At 64.1% G+C, this 17,372-nt stretch carries 16 protein-coding genes; 10 read left to right on the forward strand and 6 right to left on the reverse strand.

All coding sequences use genetic code 11. From position 1 onward, the window contains the following. Positions 1–332: 332 nt before the first annotated feature. Entirely contained in the window at positions 333–806 is a 474-nt protein-coding gene (locus ACFDR9_RS06990) for an Lrp/AsnC family transcriptional regulator (protein ID WP_409030533.1), read from the reverse strand. Between the two features lie 166 nt (positions 807–972). Here ACFDR9_RS06990 and glmS point away from each other — a divergent pair, with 166 nt between their 5' ends. Continuing rightward, positions 973–2,802: a glutamine--fructose-6-phosphate transaminase (isomerizing) gene (gene glmS, locus ACFDR9_RS06995; protein ID WP_409030534.1), complete on the forward strand. Its 1,830-nt coding sequence runs from the start codon at positions 973–975 to the stop codon at positions 2,800–2,802. A 299-nt stretch (positions 2,803–3,101) separates the two neighbouring features. Further along, on the forward strand, positions 3,102–3,317 hold the full coding sequence (locus ACFDR9_RS07000) for a hypothetical protein (protein WP_157406762.1): 216 nt from the start codon (positions 3,102–3,104) through the stop codon (positions 3,315–3,317). A 344-nt stretch (positions 3,318–3,661) separates the two neighbouring features. Here ACFDR9_RS07000 and ACFDR9_RS07005 read toward each other — a convergent pair whose 3' ends face one another. Continuing rightward, the gene (locus ACFDR9_RS07005) at positions 3,662–4,264 is read right to left on the reverse strand and encodes a hypothetical protein (RefSeq protein ID WP_157406765.1); all 603 of its coding nucleotides are present in this window, start codon (positions 4,262–4,264) and stop codon (positions 3,662–3,664) included. A gap of 117 nt (positions 4,265–4,381) precedes the next feature. Between ACFDR9_RS07005 and ACFDR9_RS07010 the strand changes: the two genes are divergently transcribed. After that, entirely contained in the window at positions 4,382–5,038 is a 657-nt protein-coding gene (locus ACFDR9_RS07010) for a Crp/Fnr family transcriptional regulator (protein WP_017878198.1), read from the forward strand. 428 nt (positions 5,039–5,466) lie between these two features. After that, a complete protein-coding gene (locus ACFDR9_RS07015) occupies positions 5,467–5,715 on the forward strand; it encodes a hypothetical protein (protein ID WP_017878200.1) in 249 nt (82 codons plus the stop codon). A 50-nt stretch (positions 5,716–5,765) separates the two neighbouring features. Here ACFDR9_RS07015 and ACFDR9_RS07020 read toward each other — a convergent pair whose 3' ends face one another. Continuing rightward, complete coding sequence (locus ACFDR9_RS07020) at positions 5,766–7,100, reverse strand: PLP-dependent aminotransferase family protein (protein WP_409030535.1); 1,335 nt, start codon at positions 7,098–7,100, stop codon at positions 5,766–5,768. Between the two features lie 85 nt (positions 7,101–7,185). Here ACFDR9_RS07020 and ACFDR9_RS07025 point away from each other — a divergent pair, with 85 nt between their 5' ends. Continuing rightward, positions 7,186–7,788 (forward strand): DJ-1/PfpI family protein, encoded by a 603-nt coding sequence (locus ACFDR9_RS07025; protein ID WP_017878202.1) that lies wholly within the window; start codon positions 7,186–7,188, stop codon positions 7,786–7,788. Positions 7,789–7,874: 86 nt separating this feature from the next. Here ACFDR9_RS07025 and ACFDR9_RS07030 read toward each other — a convergent pair whose 3' ends face one another. Both ACFDR9_RS07030 and ACFDR9_RS07035 read right to left on the reverse strand, forming a co-directional pair. Beyond that, positions 7,875–10,781: an ankyrin repeat domain-containing protein gene (locus ACFDR9_RS07030; protein WP_409030536.1), complete on the reverse strand. Its 2,907-nt coding sequence runs from the start codon at positions 10,779–10,781 to the stop codon at positions 7,875–7,877. Beyond that, positions 10,778–13,069 carry a 2OG-Fe(II) oxygenase gene (locus ACFDR9_RS07035; RefSeq protein ID WP_409030537.1) on the reverse strand — a complete coding sequence of 764 codons (2,292 nt, stop codon included), beginning with the start codon at positions 13,067–13,069 and terminating at the stop codon, positions 10,778–10,780. Before ACFDR9_RS07035 ends, ACFDR9_RS07030 begins: the two co-directional genes overlap by 4 nt. Positions 13,070–13,182: 113 nt before the next feature. Between ACFDR9_RS07035 and ACFDR9_RS07040 the strand changes: the two genes are divergently transcribed. Beyond that, positions 13,183–13,536 (forward strand): VOC family protein, encoded by a 354-nt coding sequence (locus ACFDR9_RS07040; RefSeq protein ID WP_409030560.1) that lies wholly within the window; start codon positions 13,183–13,185, stop codon positions 13,534–13,536. A 70-nt stretch (positions 13,537–13,606) separates the two neighbouring features. Here ACFDR9_RS07040 and ACFDR9_RS07045 read toward each other — a convergent pair whose 3' ends face one another. Continuing rightward, positions 13,607–13,966 carry a DUF1428 domain-containing protein gene (locus ACFDR9_RS07045; protein WP_026133221.1) on the reverse strand — a complete coding sequence of 120 codons (360 nt, stop codon included), beginning with the start codon at positions 13,964–13,966 and terminating at the stop codon, positions 13,607–13,609. A 240-nt stretch (positions 13,967–14,206) separates the two neighbouring features. Between ACFDR9_RS07045 and ACFDR9_RS07050 the strand changes: the two genes are divergently transcribed. The 4 genes from ACFDR9_RS07050 (at position 14,207) to ACFDR9_RS07065 (ending at position 17,302) form a co-directional block, all read left to right on the forward strand. Continuing rightward, positions 14,207–15,208, forward strand: coding sequence for a 2-hydroxyacid dehydrogenase (locus tag ACFDR9_RS07050; RefSeq protein WP_409030538.1), 1,002 nt, complete (start codon positions 14,207–14,209; stop codon positions 15,206–15,208). A gap of 74 nt (positions 15,209–15,282) precedes the next feature. Further along, positions 15,283–16,080 (forward strand): helix-turn-helix transcriptional regulator, encoded by a 798-nt coding sequence (locus ACFDR9_RS07055; protein WP_409030539.1) that lies wholly within the window; start codon positions 15,283–15,285, stop codon positions 16,078–16,080. 113 nt (positions 16,081–16,193) lie between these two features. After that, a complete protein-coding gene (locus ACFDR9_RS07060) occupies positions 16,194–16,745 on the forward strand; it encodes a YbhB/YbcL family Raf kinase inhibitor-like protein (protein ID WP_409030540.1) in 552 nt (183 codons plus the stop codon). Between the two features lie 167 nt (positions 16,746–16,912). Continuing rightward, positions 16,913–17,302 (forward strand): VOC family protein, encoded by a 390-nt coding sequence (locus ACFDR9_RS07065; RefSeq protein ID WP_017878210.1) that lies wholly within the window; start codon positions 16,913–16,915, stop codon positions 17,300–17,302. Positions 17,303–17,372 lie beyond the last annotated feature (70 nt).

The following is a 17,372-nucleotide window of genomic DNA, read 5'->3' on the forward strand; positions in this document are numbered from 1 at the left end:
GGAATCGCCAGCAAACGCTTAAAGGCAGGATGGAGCGCCGACTATCTTGCCAAGGTCTTGGGGCTGCCGGCCTGATTCTTCATGCAATCGCCCTGATGCATGCGGATCGTTATTGTGGGTAAGCCTGTGGAAAAGCATGCCCAAAAGAAGAGGATAAGTATTTGCTCTATTAGTCGCTAGTCCATCCAAATTTTCGCTATGACGTACTTAGTGAGCCTGTGTATAAGCCTGTGAAAAACACCGGTATAAGGCTTTGGCAAGCACGGTATAAGCATGTGTGCAAACGCTGGACAGGATGTGCATAAGCGGTGTACAACTTTCGCTCCAGCCCATCAAACAGCAATGCGAGTCTCAAACTTGCTGCGGAAGGTAGAAAAATACGTCTTCACGTTGCGCACATTGGCGTGCGCGGCGAACAGCCGGTGCGCCAGCGCGTGGTAGGCTGGCATATCGGCAACCTGCACGATCAGCACGAAGTCGGGTCCGGGCGAGACCCGGTAACACTGCAGCACGGCGGCCTCGGCGGCGACATGGCGCTCGAACTCCAGCATCCGCTCGGCGGCCTGGACGTCGAGCGTGATTTCGACGATGGCGCTCAGGCGCGCGCCCACCATCTGCGGCGCGACGATGGCGACTTGGCGCTCGATGACGCCGCTCTCGGTCAGATGCTTGACGCGGCGCAGACAAGTGGGCGCCGACACGTGGACCGCCAGCGCCAGCTCGCTGTTGCTTTGTGAAGAGTCAAGCTGCAGCGCATTCAGGATGCGACGATCGACTTCGTCGAGATGCAAGGTGGAGTCTGCCATGAACGCTTTCATCAATATGGAAAAGATTTTCAATGAAAATGAAATTATATTTCATTGAAAAATATCAGTGAAATATTCTTTCATATTTTAATTGAATTAGAAAGCATATTTCATAGTCTCTGCATTACGATGCGTCCATTCACTATTTTCCATTCAAGAGGCTCCCATGTGCGGCATCGTCGGCGCAGTAGCGCAACGCAATATCACCCCTGTCCTGCTCGAAGGCCTGAAGCGCCTGGAATACCGCGGCTATGATTCCTGCGGCGTGGCCTTGCACGTGGACGGCCAACTGCGCCGTTCGCGCAGCACCTCGCGCGTGACCGACCTGGAAAAACAGATCGACAGCGCGACCCTGGGCGGCTTCACCGGCATCGCGCACACCCGCTGGGCCACGCACGGCGCGCCGGTGTCGCACAATGCCCACCCGCACTTCTCGCCGAGCGACGAGAACGCCCGCGTCGCGCTGGTGCACAACGGCATCATCGAAAACCACGACGAGTTGCGTGCCGAACTGACTGCCCTCGGCTACGTGTTCCAGAGCCAGACCGACACCGAGGTGATCGCCCACCTGGTCGAACACATGTACAACGGCGACCTGTTCGATACCGTCCAGCACGCCGTCAAGCGCCTGCACGGCGCCTACGCCATCGCCGTGTTCTGCCGCGAGGAACCGCACCGCGTGGTTGCCGCCCGCCAAGGCTCGCCGCTGATCGTCGGCCTGGGCGAGGGCGAGAACTTCGTCGCCTCGGACGCCATGGCGCTGGCCGGCACCACCGACCAGATCATCTACTTGGAAGAAGGCGACGTCGTCGACTTGCAACTGTCGCGCGTCTGGATCGTCGACGCCGACGGCAAACCGGTCGAGCGCGACGTCAAAACCGTGTACGCCCACACCGGCGCGGCCGAACTGGGTCCGTACCGCCACTACATGCAGAAGGAAATCTTCGAACAACCGCGCGTGATCGGCGACACCCTCGAAGGCGTCACCGGCATCATGCCGGAACTGTTCGGCGACGGCGCCTACAAGGTCTTCAAACAGATCGACCGCGTACTGATCCTGGCCTGCGGCACCAGCTACTACGCCGGCCTGACCGCCAAATACTGGATCGAATCGGTCGCCAAAGTGCCGGTCAGCGTGGAAATCGCCAGCGAATACCGCTACCGCGACAGCGTGCCGCACCCGAACACCCTGGTCGTGACGATCTCGCAAAGCGGCGAAACGGCCGACACCCTGGCCGCGCTGAAGCACGCGCGCAGCCTGGGCATGCTGCACACGCTGACCATTTGCAACGTCGCCACCAGCGCGATGGTGCGCGAATGCGCGTTGTCGTACATCACCCGCGCCGGCGTCGAAGTCGGCGTGGCCTCGACCAAGGCCTTCACCACGCAACTGGCGGCGCTGTTCCTGCTGACATTGACGCTGGCGCAAGTCAACGGCCACCTGACGGAAGAGGAAGAAGCGGCGCACCTGAAGGCGATGCGCCACCTGCCGGTGGCGATTGCCGCCGTGCTGGCGCTGGAGCCGCAAATCATGGCCTGGTCGGAAGACTTCGCGCGCAAGGAAAACGCGCTGTTCCTCGGCCGCGGCATGCACTACCCGATCGCGCTGGAAGGCGCGCTGAAGCTCAAGGAAATTTCCTACATCCACGCAGAAGCCTATCCGGCCGGCGAGCTGAAACACGGCCCGCTGGCGCTGGTGACCGAGGAAATGCCGGTTGTCACGATCGCGCCGAACGACGCGCTGATTGAAAAGCTGAAATCGAATATGCAGGAAGTGCGCGCCCGCGGCGGCCAGCTGTTCGTCTTCGCCGACGTCGACTCGCGCATCACCTCGGGCGAAGGCCTGCACGTGATCCGCCTGCCGGAACACTACGGCCTGCTGTCGCCGATCCTGCACGTGGTCGCGCTGCAATTGCTGGCCTACCACACCGCGCTGGCCCGCGGCACCGACGTCGACAAGCCGCGCAACTTGGCCAAGTCGGTGACGGTCGAGTAAGGAACCAGTTGAAGCATGACGAGAGTTGTGGACAACAATTAAGTTCGACACAAAACAATTAAGTTTGACACAAACCAATTAAGTTTGACACAAGTGGCGCAGCCCCTCACGGACTGCGCCATTTTTTCGCATGCGCTCTGGATTGACCAGCATGCCGGAATCGCCGCTTCGAACCAGGCTACTGGGATCCCTCGCGTTCTCGCTGACGCAGCCGTTTCAAGTACGTCCCGTCCGACAACTTCTCCGCGTCAAGGTCCAGCGCGCAGTTCACCAGAGAGGCGAGCGCGAGAAGTGAACCCGTGGTTGTTTCTGCCAGCCGCCTTGATCAGGTTGCAAACGTGGTAATGGGTATTGCAACTAAAGCCGGAGGTGTTGTGGAGATATTCCCGTTGCAAAAGCAGGTTGGCCACCTCAACAGCTTTACTCGCGATCTGCCGGTTGACCTTGGCGAGGTCGTCGCGCGCGCTGCGTGCTTCCGCGACTTTCTCCGGGTTCCAGAATGCAGCGGTGTTTAGGTGTAGCGGCTCGCATTCGAAACCTACCGTGCTCGCATTTGACGCTGATTTCGGCTCGAAATAACTGCAAACGAAGGCAGGTCCATGCTCACGCTATCTGCAAATGAGCTTGCAATTGACGGCGCCAGCGCGCATTCCATGGCGGTGTGCTCGCGCTAATTGCAAATGGCGGCCCATATCGGCAAGCCCCCTTCTCGGCCTGCGCGAAGGGCCGCTGTCGAACCAAAGCGATCATCAACAGAATAAAGGGGACAAAAGCTAAACCTCTGTGTAGCCAATAAAGCTAGAGGGCAACCAGCTCGGCGAGTTTGGCCGCAATGTCTGCCATCGGCAACAGCTGGCCCCTACTGTTCGCCGTCGCGCACCGGGGGGGCGCCGCGCGGCTTGCCATCGGCCTCGTTCGATTGCGTGTGGCGGTATTCCTGGGTCGCCTTGGCGATTTGCGCGTCGGAAATTTCCTGGACCCTGAGCGCGAACGTTTTTCCTTGCTGCACGGCGAGTAAGGCTTCGCGCCGGCGGAAGTCGCTCTCGCGCTCCTCAATGGCCTCTTCGCGTATCCGCAAAGCCTTTTCGCGCAAGTCCAGTTTTACGGCGCGCTGGCCCGCATCGTCCGCCACCAGCGGCGGCGTTTGCCTGGCCGCGCCCAAGCCCTCTGCATTTTTTTCCGGCAGGGTTGCTCCGCACGACGCGCAGCGGTGGGGGGAAATTGGCGGTAGCGGAGTCTTGATCATTAATGCAATATTATTAACTTGGCGGTGACGGTCGAATGCGGCCCCGGCTGCCATCGGCGGCAAGCGCGGATGGCGGCGGCGTTGAATCCTGTTTTTCGTTCTATGCGGCAGCGAACAGACCGGATCGCGTGGACCCGTTAATGTTGCATTAACGTAAGTTCGATAATCGACCGAAGTGTAGCCGGTTTGTCTATTCGTGCCTGTGTGAAAAGACATGTTTTGTCCGCCCTCCACCGTTTATCGAGAAAAATAATGACTGAAGTACGTTGTAGCCGGTGCCCGCTGAGGCAATCGCCTAGTTTTCTTGAAAACACCGCGGAGGATATCGACGTAGTGCAGTCGTTGAAGGAGCGCGAACTGAGGCTGCGCGCCGGCGAGATGTTGATTTTTGAGGGCCAGACCGACGCCCGCCTCTTCACGTTGAGGCAAGGCTGGGCCTTCCGTTTCAAGACGCTGAGCGACGGGCGCCGGCAGATCCTCGGTTTTCTGCTGCCGGGCGACTTCATTGGCGTCCAGCAAAAGATGGCCGACATGGCCGCCCATGGCGTCGCCACCCTGACCGACGCCTTATTCTGCGTTTTCCGGCGCGACTCGCTGTGGGAGTTGCACCGGCGCTCGCCCAGATTGGGCTTCGACGTCACCTGGTTGACCGCCCACGAAGAATCGATGGTCGACGATACCTTGCTCTCCGTTGGCCGGCGCAACGCCGAAGAGCGCATTGCCGCCCTGTTGATTGTGCTGTTCAAACGCGCCGCCGCGCTGCAAGAGGACGGCGGCGCCTCGGGCGTGCCGTTTCCGCTTACCCAGCAGCATGTGGCCGACAGCCTGGGCCTGTCGCTGGTTCACACGAATAAGACGCTGCGCAAATTGGAACTGCTCGGCCTGCATCACATTGACGAGGGGCGCTTGCATATGCATAACGGCAAGGCGCTGGCGCGCCTGGCCGACCTGTTCGGCGACGGCCTTCCGCCCCGGCGCCCACTGGTGTAAGCGTTTTTCCGGTTCGGCTTGCGCGGACGCGCGTCGGATGCAGGAAAGCGTAATCGACCCGCCACGCGGAAACGTATCGAATAGAATAATTTGCTTATACACGAACGTTGCTTTCCAGCCCCTGCCTTACCGTTGGAACGCCAGAGTGAAGCGATCAATTCGTCGAAGCTTTCTGAATTCGCTCAACGACACCAATTCCGGAATCGGATACACTGATCCTGAATTTAATGGACGGGAGGCCGTATGGACACTCTAAAAAACTGCGACGGACCTGCGGATATCGCCGCGTCGCCTGAACCTGCCATAACGCCGCAAGACGCGGGCCGGCAGCGCCTGCATGCTGCTTTGACGGCGGCCGAGGGACTCTGGAAGGACCGCAAGGACATCCCATAGGACGGGGTTGAATACCAGGGGCAACTGAGGGCTGAATGGCGCTAGTTCTTTTCGATACCAATATCTTCATCGACATGCTGGATGGTGTCCACCAAGCGACTATTGAGTTGGGAAGTTACGACAGGCCGGCAATTAGCGTCGTCACTTACATGGAGTTACGCGCCGGCGAGATACCACGCCCGCAGGATAAACCGGTCTTGGACGCCATCCTCGCTGAATTCGAGGTCATCGAGGTCAGCCGCCGGATCATCGACATTGCCATCGCCATTCGCGGAAACACGTAGTTTGACCGCTGAGCTGTGCCAGCCTTACCGGGCCGCAGCAACCAACTCCCTCAATACGCGTAAGCGCCGATTACCCGCTTGACCGTTTCCAACGCCTGCCGGAGCGCCTCCAACTCCACGGACCCGAGCGCCAGGCGTAGCGCATGGGGCAGGTGCACCGAGGTCGCGTAGGGTTCCGCGGTCGACACCGAAATGCGTTCGCGCATCAGCGCCATCGCCACCTGGTCGGCGCGCACCTCTTCCGGCAGGGGAAGCCAGAGGAAATACGACGCCGGATGGCCAACGCATGGCAATCCGGCCAAGACCTCGCCGGCGATCGATTGACGCAGCATCGCATCCCGCCGCTTCTCCGACTCCAGCCGGGCGACGGTGCCATCGTCGAGCCAGCCGCAGGCGATCGCCGTCATCACGCCGGGCGTGTTCCATGTGGTGGCCCTGATCGCCCGCTCGATCGACGGCACCCATGCGGCGGGCGCAGCAACGAATCCCACCCGCAGCCCGGTAGCCACGCTCTTCGACAGCCCCGAGACGTACACGGTCCTTTCCGGCGCCAGCGCCGCCAGCGGGGGCGGCGCATCCTCCGCCAGGAAGGCATAGGCCGCGTCCTCGATGATGAGCAGCCCGTGTTTGCGGGCGATCGCTACCAGTTGCCGCCGCCGCCGCTCGCTCATCACCCAGCCCAAGGGGTTGTGCAGCGTCGGCATCGCGTACACGGCGCGCACCCGCCGGCTGGCGCACAGGCGCTCCAGCGCGTCCAGGTCGGGGCCTTGACCGGCCGTTGGAATCGGCGCCAGTTCCAGGCGTTGCGCTTCGGCGAGCACCTTGAACCCCGAATAGGTCAGCGCGTCGGTCGCGACAACGTCACCGGGCTGCAACAGCGCCATGGCAGTCACCGCCAGCCCTTGCTGCGCGCCATTGACGATCGACACCTGGTCGCCGCCGACTACCAGCCCGCGGCACGCGAGGTGGCGGGCCACGCTGTCGCGCTCATGCCGGCGGCCGCCGTGGGGTTGGTAGCGCAGCAGCGCATCCAGGTCGCCGGACGACGCCAGCTGGCGCAAGGCGCCACGCAGCAAATCCGCTTGGCCGGGTAGCGAGGGATAGTTGAAATTGAGATCGACGATGCCCGCCGTCGCCGCCTGTTGGTCGATGCCCAAGCCACGTGGCAGCGACGTTTCCCTGACAAAGGTGCCGCGGCCGGTCTCGCCGCTGACCAGTCCCATGGCGCCGAGTTCGGCATACACCCGCGTGGCGGTGACCAGGGCGATGCCCTCCTTGGCCGAAAGCTGGCGGTGGGTTGGCAGGCGTGCGCCCGGCGGCAGGCGCCCGGAGCGGATATCGGCGGCAAACGCGTCGACCAGGAGTTTGTAGCGGGCGTGGGGCATGTGGAAGTGTATCCAATACAATAATTTGATTGTACTGGATTATTGGCATACGATATTTCACCGCAACCCATTCGACCACGACACCATGCATATCGCCATTCTGACCTTCGAAGGTTTCAACGAACTCGATTCGCTGATTGCCCTGGGTATCCTCAAGCGCGTCAAGAAGCCGGGCTGGCGCGTCTCGATCGCCAGTCCCACGACGCAGGTCCGCTCGATGAACGGTCTGCTGATGGAAGCGCAGGTCTCGTTGCGCGAGGCATGCGCGGCCGATGCGGTGCTCGTGGGCAGCGGCATGCTGACCCGGGAAGTCGTGCGCGACGAGGCCTTGATGGCGCAGCTGCAACTCGATCCGTCAAGGCAGTTGTTGGGGGCGCAATGTTCCGGCACGCTGGTGCTGGCCAAGCTCGGTTTGCTCGACGGTGTCCCGGCGTGTACCGACCTGACGACGAAGCCCTGGGTCGAGGAAGCCGGCGTCGCCGTGCTGAACCAGCCATTCGTCGCCAAGGGCAACGTCGCCACGGCGGGCGGCTGCCTGGCCTCGCAGTATCTTGCCGCCTGGCTCATTGCCCGTCTGGACGGCGTCGAGTCGGCGCGCGAAGCCATTCACTACGTCGCGCCGGTGGGGGAAAAGGAAGACTACGTTGCGCGCGCGATGCGCAATATCACACCGTTCCTGCCAGCGTAGCCGGCGGTCGTTTGCCTGCAACCGTCCCGGCGTGGACGGACGCGCGCGCGACCGCCGCCGGCCGATAACGGCCGGCCTGCGTTTCTTCAGCCACGGACATTCCCCGCCCGCGCCAGGCGCGCCGCCTCCCTGGCCTTTTCGCGCGCGATCAAGCCTTCGGCGAGAATGGCGTCGGTGCGTTCGGGCAGACCGCCAAGGTTCAGGTAGCGCGCGATGGGCTCGCGGGTATTGGTCCAGTCGTTGTCCCAGGCAAACTCATTGATCAGCGGCAGGTTGAGCGCCTCGAAAACCGGGGTCCAGCGCTGCTCTTCGCCAACTTTGACGCGCATGCGCACCGACAATTGCGGATTGAATTGGTACCAGCCCTGCGCAACGCGCATGAACAGCGCCCGGTTGTAGGCGTAGTCGCGCTCGATTTCGTTGCGCGACAGTACGCTGGACAGGTGCGTGCGTTTGTTGCGCTCGGGGCGCAGCGCGTTGGCCGGCATGTGCTGCCACGCCTGCAAGATCGTTTGCGCGTCGAAGGCGCCGTTGGCGCGCCGTTGCGTGTGCGTAAAGCGCGATTTGAACAGCGCCCACAGCGTCTGGAACAGGAAATACTCGGACAGGTGGCGGTCTATGCGCACCAGGCGCTCGCCGGACTGGACGTCGACGCAGGGCGGCGCCAGCAATTCGTAGAGGGTGGTAAACGGGCCCTGGGCGAAGGCCGGGTCGCGGAAGGCTTCGCGCATGGCCCAGTGCAAGGCGTTGCTGCCGTAGTGGTCGGCCGCTTCGCGGTCGGCGCCGCGTTCCAGCAGCGCTTCCACCAGCGCGACATTGCCCGCCGCCGCCGCCGCCATCAGCGGCGTCTGGTTCATCGGCAGCCGGTGCTCGACGCCGAATTGCTCGCACTGGCGCAGGATATCCTTGAAGCGGCTGGCGAAATAGGGGGCGAAGGTTTTGCGCCGCAGCGCGTCGCGCTGTTGGGGGAAATGTTGCGCAGGTTCGAATTTGGCTTCCAGCGCCAAGGTGTGCCCCAGCATCGGCTCGTCGAAGCAGCAGGCGTAGTCGTAGAGTTGCTGCTTGAGTTTGTTGCCCGGCGCCCGCTCGCGGAACACCTTGACGAGCAAACCGTTGACCTTGGCGGCGTCGAGGATGGGCCAAGGCACCGGCGTCTGTTTCAAGATGCCGCGGCGGATCGCGTCGGCCTGCTCCTGCTTGCCTTGCAGCTCAAGCTTGCGCGCCTCCTTTTGCCACTCCTCCGCCGAGGATTTCTCGACCGCCACCTTGACGTCGCCGGCGTTCAGCTCGAGCAGCCCGAACAGGGGATGGCCGACGTCCGATTCGATCACATACAGGTTCTTGACGGCGCGCGTCAGCGCGACGTAGAGCGCGTTGACATAAAACTTGTACACCTCCAGCGACTTGTCGCCCTTGTCCTTCGCGCGCCGGTAGTCGAGCGTGTCGGCCGCGAGGTCGGCCTTGCCGACGCCGTCGACGATTTCCGCGAACTCGGCGCGGTGGTCGGAAACGAAGCGGTAGAGCACGATATTCTCGTACTCCAATCCCTTCGCTTCGTGGATCGAAAACAGCAGCGGGGTGGCGAAATGCTTGCGCGCCTCGGCCTTGTCTTCGTCGCGCATGACCAGTACGGCGAACTGGGTGGATAGGCGGATTTTCTGGTCGAGTTCGCGCTTGGTGGCGTCCTTGTCGGCGATCAGCGCCACCTGGCCGTTTTCGCCGCCGACCGCTTGCACCAGGAAGTTGCTTTCGCGATCGATGGAGCCGAAGCGCCGGTGTTTGATCTTGAGCAGGTCGTTGGCGACGCGGGTCGCCTGCACGCCGTTGCGGAAATTGGCGCTGAGCACGCGCAGCTCTTGTCGCTCCGCCATTGTCGGATCGCGCCAAAACAAGCTCTTGACCTGGCTCCAGGAAAAGAAATTCGGGTGGACGATCTGGTTGGAGTCGCCGCAGAGCAGGAAGTTGCCCGGATGCTTGAGCGTGCGCAGTATCAGCGCCAGCTCGACGCCGGTGATGTCTTGGACCTCGTCGACGACGACGAAATCGTAGCGCGGCGCCGCCAGCGGCAACCACGCCTGGGCCACCAGGTTCAGGTCGTAGAGCGCGCTCGCGTCCAGCCAGTCCCGGTATTTTTCAAACAGGTCGTAGAGTTCATCGCGCAGCTGCGCCGCAAAGATCGACTGCCGCACGCCCAGCGTCCGATAGGCGTCGCGCGACAGCACCCCGCCGGCGTTGGCGGCGATCACGCCGCGGATTTCTTCAAACACCTGGTGTCCGTCGAAGCCCTTGTGGCTTTGCCGCATGCGCTCGAACCAGGCCGAAAAATCGCGCCAGCCCGCCTCGCGCCCGGCCGGCACGCGCAGCGATTCGACGAACTCGCGGTAAGACAGGAACGCCGCCTCCTGGCCCTCGCGCTCGAAGCCGTTCGCATAGTAGAGTTCGCGCGCGTTCTTGGCCAAAAACGCGGAATGGGTCACGTACAGCACCGCGCCGTCGGCCAGTTTGAGCTTTTCCAGCGTCAGCGCGGTCTTGCCGCTGCCGGCGCTGCCGACCACGATCAGCGGCGGCGGCTCCAGATAGACGGCTTGCTGCGCGTCGTCGAAGGAGATGGGCTTGTCGAGCATGTGGATGCGGCCGGAGTCGGGGTGGAGATAGCGCAGCGGCTGCGCCTCCCTGGCGGCCTCGTCGACGTCGACGTCGACGATTTTTTCCTCGTCGACAGGGGTGCCGCGCAAAAACCGCGACTTTTCGTAGGCGTGGTTGGCGATGACTTCCAGCATCAGCGCGCACACTTCGTCGCCGTGGCGGACCAGGGAAAACAACAGCCTGTCGGCGCCGTCGAGTTTGGCGCGGTAAAACTCTCCGTGGCTGATATTGCTGAGTTTTTTCACTTGCGCGGCGCGGAAGTCGCCGCGCGCGATGGCCTCGACCACCTTGCGGTAGGCGGCCTTGACGCCGGTGGTGTCGAGCGCCGTGTATTCGAGGATTTTCATGGCGTCAACCGCGCGAGGTGGGCCAGGTCTTGCGCGCGCTGCGCCACCCGCCTGGTGTAACTGGCCTGGTTCTTGGTGCATGCGAGGCCGTGGGGGCTGCCTTGCCTGACCGTGGCGCAGTTGACGTCGCAGCGGCTTTCGGCGATGGATCGCTCGACGTGGCGCCGCTGCGCCTCGGCCGCCTTCAAGGTCCAGCTGGCGCTTGCCGGGTCGGCCAGGAAGGCGGCCAGCCGGCGGCAGTATTCGCAGTCGCAGGCGAGCGCGCTGGGACGCCGAAAATCTTGCGGCGCGCTCAAGTCCAGCGCAATGCGCGCGCGCAGATGGGCCCGCGCCCATGCGCGCAGCCGCCGCGCCGGCGCGAACTGGTCGCACTCTTCGCCCAGCGCCAGCGCGGCCGCCACCAGCACGGCGTCGGCGTCGTAGTGGGCGAGCATGTGCTCGATTGCCGCGCCGGCCAGTTCGCCGGCCTCCATGCGCCGCAGCGCGCCGAGCATATTGACGACGAGCGCGGCGTCCGCGCACGCCGCGGAGCGCCACGACTGCGCAGCGGGCGCGCCGACGTGGACGCCCAGCAGCGCGTCGACCAACGTGCGCGCCGCGGGCGCCAGCAGGGATGGCGCGTCCGGTCGTTCGGCGCAACTCTTGGCGAGCAGATCGGCGCACGCGCCCAGGGCGTAGTTGGCGTTGGCGCCGACGATCTGGTCGATCAGCTCGGCCGCGCGCGCCGGCGGCAACAGCAAAGCGGCGGCGGCCAGGCTGGCGTTTTCGCCGCCGTCGTAGCGGCCGCTGGCCGGTATCTCGGCGAGGAAGCGGTCGATCAGCGCCGTCTCGCCCAGCCGGGCCAGGCTGGCCAGGCAGCGCGCCGCCGCGTCGCCCCGATGGCTAACGCGGCTCGGCCAGTCGCGCACGATCATGCCGGCCAGCGACTTGGCGTCGTCCAGGGCCGCGGCGTCGGCGCCGTCCGCATGGCCGGCCAGCACCAGCTTGTCGAGGTAGGGCAGCGTGCCGGCCAGCCCGCCCTGGGCAAGCACGGCGAGCCGGCGCGCGCGCGGCCACAGTACCAGCGCCGCGCGCCGATAGCTGCGCTCGAAGCTCGCGCCCTCGTTGCCGGTGGCTTCGCGAAAATGCTGCTCGTCGGGATCGGCCTCGTCGAGCACGTCCGGCGGGCATAATTCCATGTCTTGCAGCGGCAAGTCGCCGAACGATGGCGCGTTGCCGTCGACGTCGCGCCATCCCGACACGCTGGCGCTGCGCTCGATGATCTCGGCGACGCTGTAGTTGTCCGGGTCGTCGTCGTCCCGGTAGCGGCCGCGCCGGCGCGAATAGTAATCGTCGCCGCCGTCATACTCGGCGCTGCCGCTTTCCTCGATCACCAGTTGCGCCACGTGGATATCGCAAGCGCTGGCCGCGGCCGCGGCCAGCAGCACTTTCGCCACGGCGGCGTCGGCGCTCTTCAAGGTAGAAAACCCCAGTTCCGCCGCCGAGTACGCGTGTTCGAGCGGATACACCAGCTTTTCCGGCGCGTCCTCGTCGTTCGCCTCGCGCTGCGCCAGCCAGCGTTTCAACAGGCTGGTCGCCTGCGCCTGCTCGGACAAGTATTGCGGCGGCGCGGCGGCGCCGGCCGGGCCGCTACGGACCAGGTTATAGATCAGCGTGAGGCGGGTGCCGGAGTTGACCGGACGCACTTCGTGCAGGCAATCGGCGTAGAAGGCGACGAAGGCGGCGTCCGACGGATCGGCGCAAGCCAGTTCAAGGTTCACCGCGCGCTCGCGGTGGCGTATCGATAACTCGCCGCCCGTATACACCGACGGCAAGACCACGACCAGCGTGGCGAACATGCCGTCCGCCTTTTCCGTGTCGCGGTGCGGCACGAAAAAGCTGCCCGTGTCGTACACCAGCAGTTTGTACAACTGCGCCACCACGGGCTCTGTTACGCCCAGCCCGGCGCTCGCTTGCGCGACGATGGCGTCGAGCGAACGCTGCCAGTGGCGCCCGCCGAAATGCAGCTGCGACGCGTCGATCTGCCAAGTCTTGCGCACGCTGGTGTCGACCAGGGTTTGCGCGCCCAGGCCGAAGGGCGCGCGATTAGCGACCGCGATCAATTGTTCAAGCTGGGCTTGCTGGAACGGCAGCGAAATCAGGCCGACGCCGTCAACGCTGAGATTGGGCGGCGCAATTTCGCTGGTGCCGGCGCTATAAAAATCGCCGTCGCAACGCACGCTCGACAGGATGTTTGGCAGATCGGTGGAGATGTTGGGCATTTGCTGGCGCAAGTTAGTTTGTTGCATATTATAAGGAAAGTGCCGCGCAACCGTGGCGTCCCGTGTTCTGGGCGAGCCGATATTGCTCAGTGTACGGCTCGATTTACCACCGTAAAAATCAGGAAAAGGCGATGAGGACGATAAAAGTCAAACGAGTGCTTGCCAATATCAGTACGCAAAACCCCGGCCGCGCGAAAGCCTTCTATCAGGACGTGCTTGGCCTGGACCTGTTGATGGACCATGGCTGGATTCAAACCTACGGCTCGCCGGTCGAGCAGATGAGCGTGCAGATCAGCTTTGCCTCGGAAGGCGGCGCGGGCACGCCGGTGCCGGATCTGTCGATCGAAGTCGATGACGTCGACACCGCACTCGAACGTATGCGCAACGCCGGCTTCCCGATTGAATACGGGCCGGTTGACGAACCCTGGGGCGTGCGCCGCTTCTATGTGCGCGACCCTTTCGGCAGGCTCGTCAACATTCTCGGCCATCAGTGACGAAGTCGAGCGCGCCGCGCCGCAAGGACGCGCGCGCACCCGGCTGTACCAAGTTGCGGGCGCCGCCGCTTTACAGGTCGACCATCGACTCAAAGCCGCCGTAAATCATGCGCTTGCCGTCAAACGGCATCGCCTCCGGCTTCATCATGTCGGCCATGCGCGGATCCTTCATCACCTTGTCGTTGATTTCGTCGCGCTTGGCGCGCGATGCGTATTCGATCCACGAAAAAAACACCACTTCGCCTTCGCGCAGATCCACGCTCTGCGGGAACGAGGTCAGCTTGCCGGGCTTGACGTCGTCCGCCATACATTCGCGGAAGCGCAAGGCGCCATGTTCGCGCCAGATTTTGCCGCAGACCTCGGACATCTTGCGGTAGGCCTCCACATTCGACTTGGGTACGGGAACAATGAAACCATCTACGTATGACATGGCATTCTCCTTCTGGGTGACGTGAAAGGGACTTCAGGATAGGCGTGTATTATAAAAAATACCAGCCTTGCCGCGCGCACGTTTCGGCGCACTACTTCATTCGTTACCGCCTGGAAAACAGGCGAACGCCGCACGCGCTCGGGGGCGATGTCGGCAATAATGTGCCGACTGTATTCAGTGGCAGGACGCCCGCCCTGTCGCGCGTCAACCCGCCACGCCATTCGCTCCAGGAGTCAGCGCATGAAAATCGCCGTATTCAGTACCCAGCCCTACGACCGCCGCTTCTTCGACGAAGCCTTGCGGCGCCAGCCGAACGGCGCCGCGATCGAATTGCTGTACCACACGGCGCCGCTGGCGCTGGAGACGGCGGTGCTGGCGCAGGGTTGCCAGGCGGTCTGCGTGTTCGTCAACGATTGCCTGGACGCGCCGGTGCTGGAGGCGCTGCACCGGCTCGGCACGCGCGCGCTGTTGCTGCGCTGCGCCGGCTACAACAACCTCGACGCGGCCGCCGCCGCCCGGCTCGGCATGTTCGCCGCGCGCGTGCCGGCCTACTCGCCGGAGGCGGTGGCCGAGCACGCGCTGGCGCTGGTGCTCACGCTGAACCGCCACACGCACCGCGCCTACGCCCGCGTGCGCGAGGGTAATTTCGCGCTGGACGGCTTGCTCGGCATGACGCTGCACGGCAAAACCGTCGGCATTGTCGGCACCGGCAAGATCGGCCTGGCGGCGGCGCGCATTTTCAAGGGCTTCGGCTGCCGCGTGCTCGGGCACGACCCGTTTCCGTCGCCGCGGTTCGACGCGCTGGGGACGATGGTCGAGCTGCCCGCGCTGCTGGCGCAGTCCGACGTCGTTTCGCTGCACTGCCCGCTCACCGAGGCTACCCGGCACCTGATCGGCCGCGCCACGCTACCCTTGATGAAGCCGGGCGCGATGCTGGTCAACACCTCGCGCGGCGCCCTGGTCGACACCGGCGCGGTGATCGCCGCGCTCAAGTCGCGCCAGCTCGGCGCGCTGGCGATCGACGTCTACGAGCAGGAAAGCAGCCTGTTTTTCCACGACCACTCGTCGGACATCATCGACGACGACGTGTTCCAGCGCCTGATGACGTTTCCGAACGTGCTCGTTACCGGCCACCAGGGTTTCTTCACCATCGAGGCGTTGCGCGAAATCGCCGGCATCACCTTCGACAACCTGGCCTGTTTCATGGCCGGCCAAGGGTGCGCCAACCGGATACCGGGCTAGACCGGGATTTGGCTAAGCGGCGTCGTCCGTGAGAAAATTCCCCTTTGCCAGTTTGCCTCAGTAGGAAACCTCCATTGACCGCCATCGCCGCCACCACCGCCACCACCGCTTGTCTGATCGCCACCCGCGCCGCCCACCGGGTGGCGCGCATGACCATACGCGAGCCGATGTTCGGCTGGGTCCAGTCCGGCCGCAAGACCTTGATCGGCCGGCACGTCCACCAGCACTATGGCGCCGGCCAGGCCTTCCTGCTTGCCCAAGGCACCCAGTGGGACGTGGTCAACGAGCCCGCGCCGGGCGGCCACTACCGCGCGTTGATCCTGCAATTTTCGCCGGCGCTGATCGAACAGTTCCACGCGCTGTACGGCGCCCAGTTCCCGGCGACGCGGCAAGCGCCGTTCACCGGGCTGGACATGACGGCGGAGTTGCGCGACAGCGCGCAGCGGGCCTTCGAGGCCCGCGCCGGCCTGCTGCAGACGCACCGCCTGCTGGAAGTACTGTTGTTGCTGGCCGAGGCCGGCGTCGCCTATCCGCCGCCGGGCGCGCCGGGTTGGGACGAGCGGGTCAGGCGCATGGTCGGCCAGCGTCCGCACGCGGACTGGACGCTGGCGCTGCTGGCCGAAGCGTTCCACACCAGCGCCAGCACCCTGCGGCGGCGCCTGCACGCCTGCGACGCCAGTTTCGCCGGCATCCTGCGCGAGGCGCGGCTGGAAACGGCGCTGGCCTTGCTACAGAGCACGCCGCTGGCGGTCGGCGACATCGCCTTGCGTTGCGGCTACCAGTCGCACAGCCGGTTCTCGGCCGCGTTCCGCCGGCGCTTCGGGTTTCCACCGAAACAGTTGCGTCCGCCGGAAGCGGCCAGGGTGGCGTAGGCAATCGCGACGGCGCAGGTGTGGACGTTTGCGCACAGAAGCTGGCGCGCGCGGGCTAATCGGGGCGGGGCCGGGCGGCCATACTGGCCACCCACACTGATTGGAGAATCCCCATGTCGTTCCGTCTCAACACCGCCCTCCTGGCGATCACCCTGGCCTGCCCGCTGTGGGCAAGCGCCGCCGACTTCACCCTCAGCAGCCCGGACCTGGGCGTCGTCCTGCGCGAAGAGCAAGTGTTCAAGGGCTTCGGCTGCAGCGGCAAAAACCTGTCGCCGGCCTTGCAATGGCAGGGCGTGCCGGCCGCCGCCCGCAGCCTGGCCGTGACCGTCTACGACCCGGACGCGCCGACCGGCTCGGGCTGGTGGCACTGGCAAGTGGTGAACCTGGCGCCGACGCTGGCCGGCCTGGCCGCCGGCGCGGGCGACGCCAACGGCGCCGCGCTGCCGGCCGGCGCCTTGCAGGGTCGCAATGATTACGGCACCAGCGCGTTCGGCGGCGCCTGCCCGCCGGCCGGCGACAAGCCGCACCGCTACATCTTTACCGTGCACGCCTTGAAGGTGGCCAAACTCGACGTGCCGGCCGGCGCCAGCGCCGCCTTGATCGGCTACATGATCAACGCCAACGCGCTCGGCACGGCCAGCCTGACCGCGCACTACGGCCGCTAATCCGGCAGCCGCGCGAGCGCCACTTCGCCCGCCATCGGTACGATGGCGCGGCCCGTCGCGCTACACTGGCGCAAAAAAATGTCTTTTTTGCCTTGTTGATGGGATAGAATTTATTCGGCGACAGCGTGTCGCCGCAGCCTCCATCGAACCTTCAAACAGGACTCCTCATGGCAAGCAAAATTTTCGTCAACCTGCCGGTCCGGCACCTCGGCCGCTCGGTCGAATTTTTCTCCGCGCTTGGTTTCACGTTCAATCCGCAGTTCACCGACGAGACGGCGACCTGCATGATCGTCAGCGACGACATCTTTGTCATGCTGCTGACCGAGGAAAAATTCCTCACCTTCACGCCGAAGAAAATCTGCGACACCAGCACCAGCACCGAGGTGTTGATCTGCCTGTCGTCGGAAAGCCGCGCCGCCATCGACGCCACGGTCGCCAAGGCCGTCGCCGCCGGCGCCACCACCTTCAAGCAAGCGCAGGACCACGGCTTCATGTACGGCCACGGCTTCCAGGACCTCGACGGCCACATGTGGGAACTGATCTATATGGAGCCGTGACGGGCGCGGCGGCGCCAATCGAAAGCGCCGATGCTTGGTATTGTTGTAAGCTCGCGGTTGCGCATGCAAC

It is taken from the genome of Janthinobacterium sp. CG_23.3, assembly GCF_046115965.1.
GTDB lineage: Bacteria > Pseudomonadota > Gammaproteobacteria > Burkholderiales > Burkholderiaceae_D > Janthinobacterium.

Coding starts and splice junctions, on each gene's coding strand:
- ACFDR9_RS07035 (WP_409030537.1), bottom strand. CDS start 13,069: ATGCAACAAACTAACTTGCGCCAGCAAATGCCCAACATCTCCACCGAT.
- ACFDR9_RS07025 (WP_017878202.1), top strand. CDS start 7,186: ATGCATATCGCCATTCTGACCTTCGAAGGTTTCAACGAACTCGATTCG.
- ACFDR9_RS06990 (WP_409030533.1), bottom strand. CDS start 806: ATGGCAGACTCCACCTTGCATCTCGACGAAGTCGATCGTCGCATCCTG.
- ACFDR9_RS07005 (WP_157406765.1), bottom strand. CDS start 4,264: ATGTCTTTTCACACAGGCACGAATAGACAAACCGGCTACACTTCGGTC.
- ACFDR9_RS07050 (WP_409030538.1), top strand. CDS start 14,207: ATGAAAATCGCCGTATTCAGTACCCAGCCCTACGACCGCCGCTTCTTC.
- ACFDR9_RS07045 (WP_026133221.1), bottom strand. CDS start 13,966: ATGTCATACGTAGATGGTTTCATTGTTCCCGTACCCAAGTCGAATGTG.
- glmS (WP_409030534.1), top strand. CDS start 973: ATGTGCGGCATCGTCGGCGCAGTAGCGCAACGCAATATCACCCCTGTC.
- ACFDR9_RS07065 (WP_017878210.1), top strand. CDS start 16,913: ATGGCAAGCAAAATTTTCGTCAACCTGCCGGTCCGGCACCTCGGCCGC.
- ACFDR9_RS07020 (WP_409030535.1), bottom strand. CDS start 7,100: ATGCCCCACGCCCGCTACAAACTCCTGGTCGACGCGTTTGCCGCCGAT.
- ACFDR9_RS07030 (WP_409030536.1), bottom strand. CDS start 10,781: ATGAAAATCCTCGAATACACGGCGCTCGACACCACCGGCGTCAAGGCC.
- ACFDR9_RS07015 (WP_017878200.1), top strand. CDS start 5,467: ATGGCGCTAGTTCTTTTCGATACCAATATCTTCATCGACATGCTGGAT.
- ACFDR9_RS07060 (WP_409030540.1), top strand. CDS start 16,194: ATGTCGTTCCGTCTCAACACCGCCCTCCTGGCGATCACCCTGGCCTGC.